This window comes from Rhodobacter sp. SGA-6-6, from assembly GCF_011043545.1.
Classification (GTDB): Bacteria; Pseudomonadota; Alphaproteobacteria; order Rhodobacterales; family Rhodobacteraceae; genus Pseudogemmobacter.
On sequence record NZ_JAAKGP010000006.1, the window covers coordinates 1 to 15,219 of the forward strand.

Annotated in this window: 20 protein-coding genes and 1 tRNA gene; 6 read left to right on the forward strand and 15 right to left on the reverse strand. The window is 69.4% G+C overall.

Going from position 1 to position 15,219, the window contains the following annotated elements; translation table 11 throughout:
• The coding region (locus tag G5B31_RS12250; RefSeq protein WP_165018079.1) for an SIS domain-containing protein at nt 1–580 on the forward strand (580 nt) is incomplete at its 5' end.
• A 1,250-nt stretch (nt 581–1,830) separates the two neighbouring features.
• Here the strand turns inward: G5B31_RS12250 and G5B31_RS12255 are convergent.
• Entirely contained in the window at nt 1,831–2,007 is a 177-nt protein-coding gene (locus G5B31_RS12255; protein ID WP_165018081.1) for a hypothetical protein, read from the reverse strand.
• Between the two features lie 163 nt (nt 2,008–2,170).
• On the opposite strand from G5B31_RS12255, the gene G5B31_RS12260 reads away from it, so the two are divergent.
• From G5B31_RS12260 to G5B31_RS12275, 4 genes are all read left to right on the forward strand, one after another.
• Nucleotides 2,171–2,491, forward strand: a complete 321-nt coding sequence (locus G5B31_RS12260) for a pyrroline-5-carboxylate reductase dimerization domain-containing protein (protein WP_276616167.1) — start codon at nt 2,171–2,173, stop codon at nt 2,489–2,491.
• Between the two features lie 74 nt (nt 2,492–2,565).
• Nucleotides 2,566–2,991 carry a MarR family winged helix-turn-helix transcriptional regulator gene (locus tag G5B31_RS12265; RefSeq protein ID WP_165018085.1) on the forward strand — a complete coding sequence of 142 codons (426 nt, stop codon included), beginning with the start codon at nt 2,566–2,568 and terminating at the stop codon, nt 2,989–2,991.
• Entirely contained in the window at nt 2,988–4,595 is a 1,608-nt protein-coding gene (locus tag G5B31_RS12270; protein WP_165018087.1) for an MFS transporter, read from the forward strand. Before G5B31_RS12265 ends, G5B31_RS12270 begins: the two co-directional genes overlap by 4 nt.
• On the forward strand, nt 4,592–5,629 hold the full coding sequence (locus G5B31_RS12275; protein ID WP_165018090.1) for an HlyD family secretion protein: 1,038 nt from the start codon (nt 4,592–4,594) through the stop codon (nt 5,627–5,629). Before G5B31_RS12270 ends, G5B31_RS12275 begins: the two co-directional genes overlap by 4 nt.
• A 41-nt stretch (nt 5,630–5,670) precedes the next feature.
• Here the strand turns inward: G5B31_RS12275 and G5B31_RS12280 are convergent.
• From G5B31_RS12280 to G5B31_RS12315, 8 genes are all read right to left on the reverse strand, one after another.
• Nucleotides 5,671–5,746 (reverse strand) — tRNA-Phe (locus G5B31_RS12280).
• 60 nt (nt 5,747–5,806) lie between these two features.
• Nucleotides 5,807–6,010 (reverse strand): DNA gyrase inhibitor YacG, encoded by a 204-nt coding sequence (locus G5B31_RS12285; protein WP_165018092.1) that lies wholly within the window; start codon nt 6,008–6,010, stop codon nt 5,807–5,809.
• A complete protein-coding gene (locus G5B31_RS12290; protein WP_165018094.1) occupies nt 6,007–7,035 on the reverse strand; it encodes a ribonuclease E/G in 1,029 nt (342 codons plus the stop codon). Before G5B31_RS12290 ends, G5B31_RS12285 begins: the two co-directional genes overlap by 4 nt.
• Nucleotides 7,032–7,607, reverse strand: a complete 576-nt coding sequence (locus tag G5B31_RS12295; protein ID WP_165018096.1) for a nucleoside triphosphate pyrophosphatase — start codon at nt 7,605–7,607, stop codon at nt 7,032–7,034. The genes G5B31_RS12290 and G5B31_RS12295 overlap by 4 nt, the downstream gene beginning before the upstream one ends.
• A 6-nt stretch (nt 7,608–7,613) precedes the next feature.
• Complete coding sequence (gene infA / locus G5B31_RS12300; protein ID WP_045389309.1) at nt 7,614–7,832, reverse strand: translation initiation factor IF-1; 219 nt, start codon at nt 7,830–7,832, stop codon at nt 7,614–7,616.
• A gap of 114 nt (nt 7,833–7,946) precedes the next feature.
• The gene (locus tag G5B31_RS12305) at nt 7,947–8,540 is read right to left on the reverse strand and encodes a GNAT family N-acetyltransferase (RefSeq protein WP_165018098.1); all 594 of its coding nucleotides are present in this window, start codon (nt 8,538–8,540) and stop codon (nt 7,947–7,949) included.
• The gene (locus tag G5B31_RS12310; RefSeq protein ID WP_165018099.1) at nt 8,537–8,947 is read right to left on the reverse strand and encodes a ketosteroid isomerase-related protein; all 411 of its coding nucleotides are present in this window, start codon (nt 8,945–8,947) and stop codon (nt 8,537–8,539) included. The genes G5B31_RS12305 and G5B31_RS12310 overlap by 4 nt, the downstream gene beginning before the upstream one ends.
• A gap of 94 nt (nt 8,948–9,041) precedes the next feature.
• Nucleotides 9,042–9,875 (reverse strand): SDR family oxidoreductase, encoded by an 834-nt coding sequence (locus tag G5B31_RS12315; protein ID WP_165018101.1) that lies wholly within the window; start codon nt 9,873–9,875, stop codon nt 9,042–9,044.
• A gap of 101 nt (nt 9,876–9,976) precedes the next feature.
• On the opposite strand from G5B31_RS12315, the gene G5B31_RS12320 reads away from it, so the two are divergent.
• Nucleotides 9,977–10,372: a helix-turn-helix domain-containing protein gene (locus tag G5B31_RS12320; RefSeq protein ID WP_165018103.1), complete on the forward strand. Its 396-nt coding sequence runs from the start codon at nt 9,977–9,979 to the stop codon at nt 10,370–10,372.
• 82 nt (nt 10,373–10,454) lie between these two features.
• On the opposite strand, the gene G5B31_RS12325 is transcribed toward G5B31_RS12320, so the two are convergent.
• The 6 genes from G5B31_RS12325 to murA form a co-directional block, all read right to left on the reverse strand.
• Nucleotides 10,455–10,928 (reverse strand): low molecular weight phosphatase family protein, encoded by a 474-nt coding sequence (locus G5B31_RS12325; protein ID WP_205911922.1) that lies wholly within the window; start codon nt 10,926–10,928, stop codon nt 10,455–10,457.
• Nucleotides 10,929–10,930: 2 nt separating this feature from the next.
• Entirely contained in the window at nt 10,931–11,410 is a 480-nt protein-coding gene (locus tag G5B31_RS12330) for a UPF0262 family protein (protein WP_165018104.1), read from the reverse strand.
• Nucleotides 11,411–11,475: 65 nt separating this feature from the next.
• A complete protein-coding gene (locus G5B31_RS12335) occupies nt 11,476–11,796 on the reverse strand; it encodes a hypothetical protein (RefSeq protein WP_165018106.1) in 321 nt (106 codons plus the stop codon).
• Nucleotides 11,797–11,871: 75 nt separating this feature from the next.
• Nucleotides 11,872–13,173 (reverse strand): histidinol dehydrogenase, encoded by a 1,302-nt coding sequence (hisD, locus tag G5B31_RS12340; RefSeq protein WP_165018546.1) that lies wholly within the window; start codon nt 13,171–13,173, stop codon nt 11,872–11,874.
• A gap of 299 nt (nt 13,174–13,472) precedes the next feature.
• Nucleotides 13,473–13,949, reverse strand: coding sequence for a DUF2948 family protein (locus G5B31_RS12345; RefSeq protein ID WP_165018108.1), 477 nt, complete (start codon nt 13,947–13,949; stop codon nt 13,473–13,475).
• Nucleotides 13,946–15,217 (reverse strand): UDP-N-acetylglucosamine 1-carboxyvinyltransferase, encoded by a 1,272-nt coding sequence (gene murA / locus G5B31_RS12350; protein WP_165018109.1) that lies wholly within the window; start codon nt 15,215–15,217, stop codon nt 13,946–13,948. The genes G5B31_RS12345 and murA overlap by 4 nt, the downstream gene beginning before the upstream one ends.
• Nucleotides 15,218–15,219 lie beyond the last annotated feature (2 nt).

Genomic DNA, 15,219 nt, shown 5'->3' on the forward strand with positions numbered 1-15,219 from the left:
GGCCGGGGTGGACCGCGGCCGGATCGACGCCGCCGCGCTGGCCGGGCATCTGGCCGGGCTGCGGGCGCTGCCGGGGCTGATGAACGCCGCCCTCGGCCTGTCCGACGCGGTGGCGCGGGTGGCGGAGGAGTTGGCCAAGGCGCAGGACATCCTCTTCCTCGGCCGCGGCGCGATGTTCCCGCTGGCGCTGGAAGGGGCGCTGAAACTGAAGGAAATCAGCTACATCCACGCCGAAGGTTATGCCTCGGGCGAGCTGAAGCACGGCCCGATCGCGCTGATCGACGCCGCGGTGCCGGTGATCGTGCTGGCGCCGAAGGACGGGCTGTTCGACAAGACCGTCTCCAACATGCAGGAGGTGATGGCCCGGCACGGCAAGGTGCTGCTGCTCTCCGATGCCGCGGGGGTCCAAGAAGCCGGGCGCGGCAGCTGGCAGGTGCTGACCCTGCCGCAGGTGGCGCCGGAATGGGCGCCGATCCTCTATGCGGTGCCGGCGCAGCTTTTGGCCTATCACACCGCCATCGCCAAGGGCACCGACGTGGACCAGCCGCGCAACCTGGCGAAATCGGTGACGGTGGAATAGATACCCTCGTACAGATTCGCGAAGCTGGGCCAGTGTCCTTGGCAGGGGAACGTGGTTGGTGATGTTGGCGGCGCACCTCGGCGCTCCCGGATGACGCGATCCGCGGTAATCAGCACTAGATGGATGCGATGCTTGCCGCTCGGCAGCTTGTAATCAAAGCGAAACAGGAGGTCGGTCCTTGCGACTTTCGGTCTCGCAGCGTTGCGCCTGCCACGATAGAGAGAAAGGTCAATGATATCGCCGGGCAGATAGTCAGTCATTGCGCAACTCGGCCTCGATCGTTCTCGGTGCCGACGGCGCGGCCACGGCCGCGACGCTTGCCGATTGACAGACCAGATCCGGGCTGTCAGGCGGATCGATCGAGAAAGGGAATATTGTCGGGCTGGGGTTGGCGCGGGTGTATCGACCCCGCGGAATCGAGGGAGGCCTAGCCGTCCTTGCCCGCCCAGACGCGACATAGGTCAGTGGACCAGCGTTCGTTGGGCGCGGTGGCGACAGATGGCAGCGCCTGGATCCTTGGCTGCATTCCCACGGGCCGCTTGCGGACCTGCCAGTCCTTCAACTGGAATATCCGTTGCACCGTGTTCTTGTTGAAGCCCAGCAGGAAGGCTACGGTCCGATAGCCGAAAGAAGGGTTTTACTCGATCATCGCTTTGATCGGCTCGGCCAGACGCTCAGACCCACTAGCGCCAGCCGCTGCGCCCAGACGGATTGGATGATGCCAGCAGGCCGGGCGGGGTGTCAGGCATGTCGGCCTCCTGCGCATGGAAACGGCCGCCGGGGCGGGCCTTTGGGTTGCAATCTGGGCCGAGTTGCTCCCAGCCCACAGAAGGTGCTAGGATTGCCAATGCCATGCGGTTATCGACAGCATGGCGGCAGAGGGGGTGGATCCTTGGAAAGTGCTCCGGCTTCCTCTGCCATCACCTTCCCCACCAGAGGACCAGATCAAGCCATGCGTAGATGATGAGGCCGACGGTGAGTGTGATGGTGAGCAGATCTTCGCGCGACATCACAGCGCCGTCATTTCCAGATCATAGGTCGGGCTCGCCACCGGCGAGGTTGCTGCGGTCGGTCGTCAGCGTCAGCGTGAACTCGAGGGTGGCGTCACCACCTGCTCCGACTTCAGGATCGGAATAGCCCCGCACTGTTGGGCTGCTGAGGACCATGGTCGGCGTTGAGGTGGCGGGAGACTGCTTGATCGGTCGTGCTATGTAGATCGCCGCGGTCGGCACCGGCTGAACCCGGAATGCTTACTCGCGTTCGACCACATCGTAGACCGCTCCGCTGGACTGTCGGCAGACAGCCAGAAGGTGCAGCACCTCGACAACCTGCGCCACCTGATCGAACGCGGCTAACACGTTGACACCGATCTGAACACTGATCGCGTGAGGTGTGATCAGCGCCAGATTTGAGAAAATTTCTCCCACGGCTTATACCCTGCGGTCGGTCTGATCAGGCAGATCAGCGAACAGGTTGATCTTGTAGAGGCCGCCGATGCGACGCGGGGCTTTCCGGGTGTAGAGCGACCCTTTGCGGAGCGGCGTCAGCCCCCGCTTTCCGTCAAACTCTTGACGCTGGACCTAACACGGATTGTCGCCGTGTCCACGCTGCGCAGGCGGATATCCGGCGCTGCTGGCGCAGGCGATGCTGGGCTTCCTGGCCGAGCGGGGCGTCGCTCCGGACGTGGCGGCGCGGGCGGTGGAGGCGGTGGTCTGCGCCTCGGCCCGGCTCTTGGAGGGGCGGGTGGCCGGCGCCCCGGCCTTGGTGCAGACCTTCATCGCCTACCGCGGCACCACCTGCGCCGGGCTGGAGGCCGCCGAGGCCGCGGGCTTCACCGCCGCGGTCAAGGCCGGGCTGGCGGCGGCCACGGCGAAGGCGGCGGAGATGCGCGAGGCCGCCCGGCAGGGCTGACCCGCTTCGGGGCTTGCGGGCGGTCCGGCGCTGCGCTATCTGCTTAGCGTGAAAACTGCTTAGCGTGCTATCGAATGGAAAGCCAGCTCCTGGTCGAGGCCCTGTTCCGCACCATGCGCGAACTGCGGCGGCATTACGACCAATGCGCCGCCGAACTGGGCCTCACGCTGTCGCGGGCACGGGTGATCTCCGCCCTGGCGCGGATGGAGGGGGCGACCCAAGCCGAGCTGGCGGCGGAGCTGGGGATCGAGGCCCCGACGCTGAAGCGCCAGATCGACGCGCTGGCCGCCGAGGGCTTCCTGGAACGCCGCGGGCTGGACGACGACGCCCGCAAGCGCGCGCTGTTCCTGACCGGTAAGGGCCGCTCCGCCCGGATCAGCCTGTTCACCCAGAACATCCGCGAGCAGATCCTCGACGGCATCTCGCCCGAGCAGCAATCGGTGCTGCGGGCGGCGCTGGAGCGGATCGCGGAAAACGCCGGGACGCTCAACAAGCCATGAGCGGACAGGCCGCGGCACCCGCACCGCCCCCGGGGCTGCAGCTGCGGCGGGCGCTGCCCTATGCGGCGGCCTCGGCGATCCTGGCGCTGACGCAGGGGCTGGGACAGGGCTTCGTCTCGGTCAACATCCCGCAGATCGCCGGCGACCTGGGCATCACCGCCACCGAGGCCAGCTGGCTGATGGCGGTCTACATGATCCCGCGGGCGACGCTGCCGCTGATGTTGATCAAGCTGCGCACCCAGTTCGGCCTGCGCCGCTTTGCCGAGGTCGGCATCGTCGCCTATCTGCTGGTCTCCTTCGCGGCGGTCTGGATCAGCGACCTGCGCTCGGCCGTGGTGGTGCAGGCGCTGTCGGGCATCGCCTCGGCGCCGCTGTCCACCCTGGCCTTCCTCTACATGCTGGAGCCGCTGGGGCCGGCTTGGAAGATGCGGCTCGGCCTGCCGATGGCGCTGGCGCTGATCTCTGCCGGGCCGCTGCTGGCGCGGGTGATCTCGCCGGCGCTGCTGGGCGACGGCGGGCTGACCTGGATGCACCTCACCGCGCTCGGCCTGGCGATGGTCTCGCTGGCGGTGGTGTTCCGGTTGCCGCTGACCCCGGTTCCGCACGAGAAGGTGCTGCGGCCGATGGATTTCGTCAGCTTCGCGCTGCTGTCGGTGGGGTTCGGCGGGGTGATCATCGCCTGCGTGATGGGGCCGATCCACTGGTGGACCGCCGCGCCTTGGATCGGCTGGATGCTGGCCGCGGCGGTGGCTTCGCTGACCGCGGTGGTGGTGATCGAGCTGCACCGCAAGGCGCCGCTGTTCGACGTGCGCTGGCTGGCCTCGCCCGAGATCGTCCACCTGACCGTGGCGCTGTTCCTGTTCCGGCTGATCCTGTCCGAGCAGAGCACCGGCGCGCCGCGGATGTTCCAGATCCTCGGCGTGGCGCCGTCGCAGATGACCGGGCTTTTCGCGGTGATCTGCCTGGCCAGCCTCTTGGGCGCGCTGGCCTGCGTCGGCTGGATGCGGGCCGGGCGCGAGCCGCAGTTCCACCTCGTCGCGCTGCTGCTGGTGGCGGCGGGGGCCTGGATGGACGCGCAGTCCACCATCGACACCCGGCCCGAGCAGCTGCTGGTCAGCCAGGCGATGATCAGCTTCGCCGGGATGCTGTTCCTGCCGCCGGCGATGATGGCGGGGCTGGGGGCGGCGATGCGGAAGGGGCCGAACTACCTGCTGTCCTTCGTCATCGTCTTCCTCTCCACGCAGTCGATCGGCGGGATGCTGGGCTCGGGCGCCTTCTCGACGCTGATCAACGGACGGCAGGCGCAGCACCTGCAATTGCTGGCCGAGCAGGTGCCGGCGACCAGCCCCCTGGCCGCGGCCGATCTGGCCGGGCGGATGGCGGCGCTGGCGCCGCAGATCGCCGACCCGGCGCTGCGCCGCGCCCAGGCGGTGGCGCTGCTGGCGCAGGATGCGGCCAACCAGGCCTATGTCATGGCCTATAACGACGCCTATTTCCTGACCTTCCTGATCTCCGCCGCGGCCGCCGCGGCGCTTCTCCTCCATGTCTTCCGGGACTGGCTGGCCGCCCGGATCGCCAAACCCGAAGCCGAGTCCCCGCCATGACCAGACCGCAAGTCCTGCCCACCCTGATCGCCACCGTCATCGGCATCGCCGGGGTGCTTCTGCTGCTGTTCGCCTGGCACCTGCCGCCGTTCCGGCCGGCGATGCCGACCACCGAGAACGCCTATATCCGCGGCAAGATCACCGTGATCGCGCCGCAGTTGGCCGGCTATGTCTCGGCCGTCGAGGCGGCGGATTTCCAGCAGGTCGCCAAGGGCGACGTGATCGCGCGGATCGACGACCGCATCTACCAGCAGAAGCTGGCCCAGGCCGAGGCGGCCCTCTCCGCCGCCCGCGCCGCCCGGGCGGTGGCCGAGCAGAACGTGCATTCCGCCGAGGCGGTGGCCCGCGCCGACGAGGCGGCGCTGTCGGCCGCGACCTCCGCCCTGGAGACCGCCCGGGCCGAGCACGACCGCGCCACCGCGCTTAGCGAGCGCGGGGCGATGACTCAGGCAGCCTTCGAGCAGGCCCGTCTGGCGGTGCAGCAGGCCGAGGCGCTGGTCAGCCAGGCCGAGGCGCAGCTGGACGTGCAGCGCGAAAGCATCGCCAGCGCCGAGGCCCAGCTGATCTCGGCCGATGCGGCGATCGCCAATGCCGAAGCGGCGGTGCAGCTGGCGCGGATCGACCTCGACAACACGGTGATCCATGCGCCGGAGGACGGCACGCTGGGGCAGGTCACCGTGCGGGTCGGGCAATATGTCACCGCCGGCACGGCGCTGGTCTCGCATGTCGGCGACGATCTCTGGATCATCGCCAACTTCGCCGAGACCGGCCTGCACGGGATGCGCCTCGGCCAGCCGGTCGCCTTCACCGTGGACGCCATCGCCGACCGCAGCTTCACCGGCCGCGTCGAGGCCTTCTCGCCCGCCACCGCCTCGGAGTTCAGCCTGCTTCCCGGCGCCAACGCCACCGGCAACTTCACCAAGATCGCGCAGCGCCTGCCGGTCCGCATCGCCATCGACCCGGGGCAGGAGATGGCCGAATACCTGGCGCCGGGCCTTTCGGTGATCGTCCGCGTGGAGACGGCGGGGCGCTAGGAAGCAGCGTCGCAGCAGCGGTTCGGCGATGAGGGGAAAGGTGGTGCCCAGAGCCGGAATCGAACCAGCGACACGCGGATTTTCAATCCGCTGCTCTACCAACTGAGCTATCTGGGCACGCTTGGTCTGGCGGGTGATACCCAAGGGCGCGGGGGCTGTCCAGAGGGAAAACGTCCCTCAATGCGGCGGTTTTCCGGTGGGGGGCGTCTCGCCGTCGAAGTCGGGCAGGGCGTCGTCCTCGCCCGCGGCTTCGTCGGGGATGCGGTAGCTTTCGTTCAGCCAGCGCGCCAGGTCGACGTCGGCGCAGCGGCGGGAACAGAAGGGGCGGTAGCGCGGCTCGGAGGGCTTGCCGCAGATCGGGCAGGGGGCAGCCTGGGTCACAGCAGGTCCCTCAGCGCCAGCCGGTCGCGGCGGCGGGTCATCTCGTAGAGGCCGAGCGCGGTCCAGCCGGCGAGGTTGGCCTCGCCGTCGGCCTTGAAGGCGGCCTTCAGCACCTGGTCGAGGATGTGGCGGTCGCGCTTCGGCATCGGGGCGAAGTCGATCACCACCTGCCCGCCCAGGCCGCGCAGCCGCAGCTGGCGGGGCAGCTCGCGCGCCGCCGCCACGTTGGCCTTCAGCGCCGCGGCGGGCGAGGTGTCGGGGCCGGTGTTCACGTCCACTGCCACCAGCGCGCGGGTGGGCTCGATCGCCATGTGGCCCTCGCCCAGATCCACCCGGGGGGCCAGCAGCGCCTCGATTTCCTCCATCACGCCGTGCTCGGCGAACCCGCCCTCTTCCAGCACCTCGTCCGGCGCCGGGTTCAGCCAGTCGCGCCAGGCGAGGTCATGGGCGGAAGGCCCGTCCACCAGCAGCTCCGGCCCGCCGGTCAGGTCGGCCAGCACCGCCTCGGCCAGGCCGCGCATGGCGGCGATGTCCTCGGTCACCGCCTCGGGTTCCGCGTCTTCGCAGGCGGAGCGCAGGATCAGGCCGAGCGAGTCGTCCGCCCCGGCCATGCCTTCGGTCGCCATTGCCTCCAGCCCTTGCCGTGCAGCCTCGTCGCGGATGCGGCGGCTGATGTTCAGCCCCGGCGCGCCGGGGGTGACGATGGCGAAGCGCGACTTGAACAGCAGCCGGGTGGTGACCGGCGTGGCCTTGCCCGGCTCGGCCGGGCCGGAGACCTGCACCAGCACCCTTTGCCCGGGGGCGATGCCCGCGGTCTGGCGCAGGAAGCCGCTGCCGCCGGGCAGTTTCACGAACATGCCGCCCAGGCCCTTCACCGGCCGGTCGGCCACGGCGCGGTAGATCGCGCCCGGAATCGGCTCGTCCTCCTCGGGGTCGATGCACAGCTCTTCCAGTCGCCCATCGACCAGCAGCGCCGCCGCCGGGCGGTCGCCGATCCGGTCGAGGCAGAGAACCCGGCCCTTCATGCGCGCCTCCAGACCGGCCAGCCCGCCGCGGACAGAAGCGTTGCGGTCTCGGCCACCGGCAGGCCCATGATGCCGGTGAACGACCCGGAAATCCACGGGATGAAGGCGCCGGCCAGCCCCTGGATGCCGTAGCCTCCGGCCTTGCCCTGCCATTCGCCGCTGGCGAGATAGGCGTTCAACTCGTCGTCAGACAGCCGCTTCATCTTCACCGCGCTGAGGCTTTCCCGCGCCCAGACCTTCTCGCCCCGGCGCACCGCCACCGCGGTGATCACCTGATGCCGCCGCCCGCCGAGCAGGGTCAGGAAGGCCGCCGCCTCGCCCGCATCCGCCGGTTTCCCCAGGATGCGGCGGCCGAGCGCGACGGTGGTGTCGGCGCAAAGCACCACATCCTCCGGCCCGGCCGGCACCGCCAGCGCCTTCTCCCGCGCCAGCCTGGCGGCATAGGGGCGGGGTAACTCGCCCTTGCGGGGGTCCTCGTCGATGTCGGGGGGGAGGATCGCGTCGGGCACGAGGCCCATCTGCGCCAGAAGCTCTTTCCGGCGCGGCGAGGCGGAACCCAGGATCAGCCGCAAAGCGGATTACTTGAAGCGGTAGTTGATGCGGCCCTTCGACAGATCGTAGGGCGTCATCTCCACCTGAACCTTGTCGCCCGCCAGAACCCGGATGCGGTTCTTGCGCATCTTGCCTGCCATCGTTGCGATCAGTTCATGGCCATTGTCGAGTTCGACCTTGAATGTCGCATTGGGCAGGAGTTCCTTCACGACACCGGGGAATTCGAGAATGTCTTCCTTGGCCATGGTCACTCCGATAGGGGTCAGGCCCGCGGAAGCCGCAGGCCTTTCTGGCCGGGCATATGCGCCCGAAAGGGCCGGTGTTCAAGGGGAATCTGCCGCGGCCCGGTTACAGGGGGCTTACAGCTCCCGCATCCAGAACTGCAGCGGCTTCACCGACTCGGCGCTGTCGCCCACGTCCTTCCAGCCGAATTCGGCGAAGACGCCCTCCAGCGGGCGGTAGCCGCGGCCGGTCCAGAAGGCGTCGTTGGTGCGGAAATGGGTGGGGCGCATCGGGTGGTCGTCGGGGCGCTTGACCGAACAGAAGGCGACATGGGTGCGGCCCAGCTTCCGGGCATGATCCTCGCGCAGGTCGAAGAAGCGGTGGCCGAGGCCCTGGCCGCGATAGGCCGGCAGCAGCACCGATTCCGCGCCGTAGAGGATGCGCTCCACCGGCAGGCCGATCTGCTTCAGCGGGCCGGCGAAGGCCTCGGCATGGTCCTCCATCGGGGTGGAGGTGGAGGCGCCGACCAGCCTGTCGCCGTGGAAGGCGCCGACCAGCAGCGCGCCGGGGCTGTCGCGGTAGGTCTGCAGGTATTCGCGTTCGTAGTCGAGCGAGCCGTCGTAGAGATAGGGCCAGTCGCGGAACACGGCGATCCGCAGCGCCGCCACCCCGTCCAGCGCCGCCTCCAGATCGGCGCCGGTCAGCGCCCGGACGGTGACGCCTTCGATCATGCCGACACCTGCGCGATCCAGTCGTTCAGGTTGTAGAAGGTGGTGATGCGGGCGATCCTGCCGTCCCTGACCTCGAAGAACCCGCCGGCGGGCAGGACATAGCGCTGGCCCTTCGCCTCGGGCAGGCCGGGGTCGGTCTTCAGGTATTCGCCATGCACGGTGAATTCCGCCGCCGCCCGGTCGCCTGCGTCATTGGCGAAGATCACCATGTCCTTCAGCTGCTCGCGGTAGCTGACGCCCATGTGCGAGCAGAACTCGGCGAATTTCTCTTTTCCGATCCGGTGCGCGCCCTCGTTCACCCGATGCTCGATGCCGTCGGTCAGGCAGGCCAGCATTCCGGCGGCGTCGCCCGCGTTGAAGGCATCGTAATAGCGCTGGATCAGGGCAATGGTCTCGGCGCGGGGCATCGGCGTCTCCTTCTGTCGGTCCGCCGGACAGACTAGCCCCCCGCGCAGGCCGCGCCAAGACGCGGGGGACGCAATGGCCGCCGATTGCGACCTGTCACAGCGCCGCGGCCACCGTTTCCGCCATCGGCGTGGTCGGCCGCCCGATCAGCCGGCTGAGGGTGCGGCTGTCGTCATAAAGCGCGCCCTGGGCGGATTGCGCATCGCTGTCGGCCAGCACGGCGGCGAAACCGGCGGGCAGGCCGAAGCCCTCCAGCGCCCTGGCATAGTCGGCCTGCGGCATGTTCACATAGGCCACCGGCTTGCCCGCCGCGGCCGAGACCGCCGCCGCCAGCTCGGCCCCGGTATGGGCGGTGTCGCCGGCCAGTTCGTAGACGCGGCCCTCATGGCCTGCGCTGGTGGCCACCACGGCGATGGCCTCGGCATAGTCCTTGCGCGAGGCCGAGGACACCTTGCCTTCCCCCGCCGCGCCGAGGATGGCGCCGTGCTGGACCGCAGCGTCCAGCGCGCCGGTGAAGTTCTCGGTATACCAGCCGTTGCGCAGCACGGTGTGCGGGACACCGCTTTCGGCCAGAGCCGCCTCGGTGGCGATGTGGTCCTGCGCCAGCAGCATCGGGCTGCCCGCGCCCTTCAGGATCGAGGTGTAGACGATCCGCCCCACCCTCGCCTGTTTCGCCGCGGCGATCACGGCCCTGTGCTGGCCTGCCCGGTCGGTGAAGTCGTTCGACGAGATCAGCACCAGCACATCCACTCCCTTCAGCGCGGCGGGGTCGGGTCTGGTGTAGTCGAAGGCGCGGGTCTCCACCCCCAGGTCGGCGGCCTTCTCCGGGCTGCGGGCCAGCGCGACGGGGGCGGCCCCCTTCGCCTTCAGCGCCGCCACGGCGAGGCGGCCCAGCTGGCCGGTGGCTCCGGTCACGGCAATCGTCGTCATCTCGGTTCTCCTTCAGATGCAGGTCTTGACCCGTCCTGAATACGACGATACTTACGAAAGGGAAGTGCGCACATTTCCGTAAGTATCCCCAAGGCCCGCACATGAGTTCCGACAGAGACGCACAGGACCTGCTGTCCCGCTGGCAGCGCGGCAATGTGATGGCCGCCGATTGCCCCTCGCGCCCGGTGCTGCAGCACCTGACCAGCCGCTGGGGCGCGCTGGTGATGGTGGCGCTGGCGACCCGCCGCCACCGCTTCGCCGAGCTGCGGCGCGCGGTGGGCGGGGTCAGCGAAAGGATGCTGAGCCAGACGCTGAAGGAGCTGGAGGCCGACGGCATGGTCCTGCGCACCGCGCATGAGGTGGTGCCGCCGCATGTCGACTATGAGCTGACCCCGCTGGGGCAGGAGGCCGCCCGCCACCTGATCCCGCTGATCGGCTGGATCGAAGGGAACCTGGGCCGCATTCCCTCGGCGGGGCAGGGCGCCGCCTCTTCTTAGGGGGGCTTCGCCCCGCTCGTCGGGAACTTCGTTCCTCCTCGCTCGTCCCGCGAGGAGTGCATGAAATGCAACGACGACCCGCCTAAGGGGCTTCCCCGTCCTCGGCCTCCACCGGCGGCCCGAATCTATCGATCATCCGGGCGCGGATCTGGTCGCGGGCCTGGCGATAGGCCGACAGCTTGGCCTCCCGCGTCTCGCCCAGGCCGGTGGGGTCGAGGATCGGCCAGTATTCCACCTCGAGATGGTGGTAGCGGGTCAGCTCCAGCGCCTGGCGCTGGCTGGCGGGGGACAGCGCCACGATCAGGTCGAACTGGCCGAGGTCGTCGCCCCATTCCTGCATCTCCTCGAACGACCGCGAGCGGTGGCGCGACAGCTCCACCCCGATCTCCTGGCAGACCGCGACCGAGAAGCCGTCGATCTCCATGTCGTTCTTCACCCCGGCCGACTGGACATAGGCCCGCTGGCCGTAAAGCTGCTTCATCAAACCCTCGGCCATCGGGGACCGCACCGCATTGTGGTCGCAACAGAACAGCACGGACTGCGGGAAGGAGCCCAAGATCACCCCCAGTGCAGCACGCAGATCAGGGTGAACAGGCGCCGGGCGGTATCGAGATCCACCTCCGCCTTGCCCTGAAGCCGCTCCTGCAGGATCGAGGCGCCCTCGTTGTGGATGCCGCGCCGGGCCATGTCGATGGCCTCGATCTGGGACGGCGGCAGGCGCTTGACCGCCTCGAAATAGCTTTCGCAGATCTGGAAATAATCCTTCACCACCTGCCGGAAGGGCCCCAGCGACAGGTGGAACTCGCCCACCGGGGCCTCGGCCTCGGTGGCGATGCCGAAGACCAGCCGCCCCTCGCGGATCGCCAGATGCAGGCGGTAGGGGCCGGCGGGGATGTCGCGGCCGTCGCGGACGGGCAGGCCGAAGACGTTCTCCTCCAGCAGGTCGAAGATCGCCACCCGGCGTTCCTGCTCGATCTCGGGCGTCGGCCGCGCCAGCCCCTTCTCGTCGATCTCGATGTGACAGATGCGGTTGGTCATCACTCTTCCTTCACCCTTCGGCACTTGATGCCCGACCGGCCCCTGCCGCACAAGACGCGTCGGGCTCAGCGGCAGGGGCCGATCCGTTCGATGCCGTAAGTGGTTTTGCCGGTGGCCGGCGTGCCGTCGGCCGATGCCGGCTCCGCGGCGCGCAGGTAGACCGACAGTTCGCAGTCGCGGCTTTCGATCTCCCATTCCAGCAGCCCGTCGGCGGTGCTGCCCTCGTATTCCAGCTTGTCGACCGGCGCCTGGCGCAGCGCATCGGCGACCTCGCTGCTGCCGAGGATGGTCCCGATCTGCTCGGCGCTGTCGTAGAATCCCGAAAGCGCCGCCGTGGCGGGGGCGGCGGCAAGGGCAAGCAGGGCGGCGGCGAAGATGGGTTTCATCGGATCGGCCTTTCGTGTCGGGGACAGGGGATCGTTATCGCGGCGCCGGCCGGCAGGGGCAAGCTTCGCCCGCCTTCACCTGTTCAGCCGGTCGAGCCGGGCCTTCACGCTCAGCCCATGGGCCTGCAACCCTTCCGAGGCCGCCAGCGCCTCGGCCGCCGGGCCGATGGCCTTCAGCGCCTCGGGCGTCATCCGGGCCAGGGTGGTGCGTTTCATGAAGTCCAGCACGTTCAGGCCCGAGGAGAACCGGGCCGAGCGCGCGGTCGGCAGCACATGGTTCGGCCCGCCGACGTAATCGCCGATCGCCTCGGGCGTGAAGGGGCCGAGGAAGATGGCGCCGGCGTGGACGCAGTGCTCCGCCACCGCCTCGGGGTCCGGCGTCAGGATCTCCAGGTGTTCCGGCGCGATGCGGTTGGACAGTGCTGCCGCCTCATCGAGATCGCGCACCACGATCACCGCGCCGTTCTGCGCCCATGAGGCGCCGGCGATGGCGCGGCGGGGCAGGGTCTCCAGCCGCGCCTCCACCGCCGCCGCCACGGCCCGGCCGAATGCGGCCTCGGGGGTGATCAGGATCGACTGGGCACTTTCGTCATGCTCGGCCTGCGACAGCAGGTCGATGGCCACCCAGTCCGGGTCCTGCTCGCCGGTGGCGATGACCAGCACCTCCGACGGCCCGGCAATCATGTCGATGCCGACCCGGCCGAACACCCGTCGCTTGGCCGCCGCCACCCAGGCGTTGCCCGGCCCGGTGATCTTGTCGACCGGGGCGATGGTCTGCGTTCCATAGGCCATCGCCGCCACCGCCTGCGCACCGCCGATCCGGTAGACGACATCCACCCCGGCCAACTGCGCCGCCAGCAGCACCAGCGGGTTCACCGCCCCCCCGGGCGTCGGGCAGCAGATCGCCAGCCGCTCCACCCCCGCCACCTTGGCCGGGATGGCGTTCATCAGCACCGAGGAGGGGTAGGAGGCCGTCCCGCCCGGCACATAGAGTCCCGCCGCCGAGACCGGGGTCCAGCGCCAGCCCAGCGTGGCGCCCGCGGCATCGGTCCACATCGCATCCTCGGGCTTCTGCCTTTGGTGATAGGCACGGATGCGCCCGGCGGCGAGGTCCAGCGCCGCCCGCTCCTCCGCCCCGACCTTCGCCACCTCGGCCGCGATCTCGTCGGCCGAGAAGGCCAGCCGATCCGGCGTCAGCTCCATCCGGTCGTAGCGCGCCGTCAGCTCGATCACCGCCGCATCGCCCCGCGCCCGCACCTCGGCGATGATGGCGGCGACGGCGGCATCGACATCCTCGGCCTCTTCCCGCTTCATGCCGAGGAGCGCGGCGAAGCCGGCCTCGAAACCGGCGTCTTTCGTGTCGAGGAACAGCGGCATCATCGGCCCTCCGGCAAACCCGGCCCCCGGATAGGGGAGCCGCCCGCCGCTGTCAAATTGCGCGCCTGCCGGCGCAAGGCTTTATCGTTGCGGCCAGCGAAGTCTCCCGTGGCTGCTGTCACCTGATGGGGGCATTCTGCCCCCAACCCCCCTGAGGATATTTATCGACAGGTGAATTTGAAGAAGAACGCTTCTTCCAATTCACCTGTCCCATAAATATCTCCGCCGGAGGCAGCCCGAGCCGGTTGCGCGCTTGCGCGCAGAGGCGAGACAAAAGGCTTGCGCCGCAAGGCGCGCAATCATTCCCCGTGGTCGGGGGCGCGGCGCGAGGGGGCGATGTAGGGCCGGGTCACATCTTCCAGCCGGGCGTCCAGCGTCTCGACCTCCAGCGCCACCGCGCCGTCGCCGGCAAGCGTCAGGACCAGCCGGCCGGTGCCGTCCTCGCCCGGCTCCCAGGCCAGCGACAGCACCGACAGGATCTCGTCCTTGCGGCCCGGATCGACGCCCATCACCTTCGCCGCCAGCACGTCCTCCACCGTCAGCAGGGCACGGACCCGCTCATAGGGGCGGCCCTCGCGAGCAGCCTCGTCGCGGTCCTCCCAGCGGAAGCGGTTCACCAGCGCGGCGAAGCGGCGGCGGCGGCGGTCGTAGCGCATCTCGCCCGCCGCCAGCACCGCGTCCTGCACCAGCGCCGACAGCACCGGCACATCCGCCGCCTCCTGCGCCAAGAGGCGCAGCGGGCCTTCCTCGCCGTCGCGGAAGCGCGCGTCCGTCATCCCGCCGCCCTGATCCGTTCGATCTTGGCGCCGCAGGCGGAGAGCTTCTCCTCCACCCGCTCGTAGCCGCGGTCGAGGTGGTAGACCCGGCTGACCACGGTTTCCCCCTCGGCCGCCAGCGCCGCCAGGATCAGGCTGACCGAGGCGCGCAGGTCCGTCGCCATCACCGGCGCGCCGCGCAGGCGCTCCACCCCGGTGACGGTGGCATGGCCGCCGTGGACCTCGATCCTCGCGCCCATCCGCATCAGTTCCGGCGCGTGCATGAAGCGGTTCTCGAAGATTTTCTCCTCCAGCACCGACGTGCCCTCGGCGGTGCACAGAAGCGCCATCATCTGCGCCTGCAGGTCGGTGGGGAAGCCCGGGAAAGGCTCGGTCACCACGTCCACCGCCTTCACCCTGCCGTTCTGGCGCGAGACCTTGATGCCGCGCTCGGTTTCGGAGACCGAAATCCCCGCCGCGTCCAGCTTCTCGCAGAAGGCGCCGACCAGCTCGATCCTGCCGCCGAGGCATTCGACCTCGCCCCCGGCGATGGCCGGGACCAGCATGTAGGTGCCCAACTCGATCCGGTCGGTCACCACCGGATGGGTGGCGCCGCGCAACGCGGTGACGCCTTCGATGGTGATGGTCGGGGTGCCTTCGCCCTCGATCTCGGCGCCCATCCGGCGCAGGCAGCGGACCAGATCGACGATCTCCGGCTCGCGCGCGGCGTTTTTCAGCACCGAGGTGCCCTTGGCCAGCGTCGCCGCCATCACGAAGTTCTCGGTGGCGCCGACGGAGGCGAAGCGCATCTCGTGCACGGCGCCCTTCAGCCCGCCTTGCGTCTTCGCATGCAGGTAGCCGTCCTTCAGCTCGATCTCGGCGCCGAGCGCGGTCAGCGCGTCGATATGGATGTCCATCGGCCGCGCGCCGATGGCGCAGCCGCCGGGCAGCGAGACCACCGCATGGCCGAGCCGCGCCAAGAGCGGCCCGAGGACCAGGTTCGAGGCCCGCATCTTCCGCACGATGTCGTAATCCGCCCGCGGGTCCAGGGTGCCATGCGAGGACATGGTGATCACCTTGCCGTCCTGCAGCGCCGAGACCTCCACCCCCAGGCTTTGCAGCAATTGGGTCATGGTGCGGATGTCGGAAAGCCGCGGCGCATTGGTCAGCGTCAGCGGCTCTTCCGAGAGCAGGGTGGCCGGCATCAGCGCCAGGCAGGCGTTCTTGGCCCCGGCGATCGGGATCACCCCGTTCAGCGCCCCGTTGCCCTTGACCAGAATCGAATCCATGC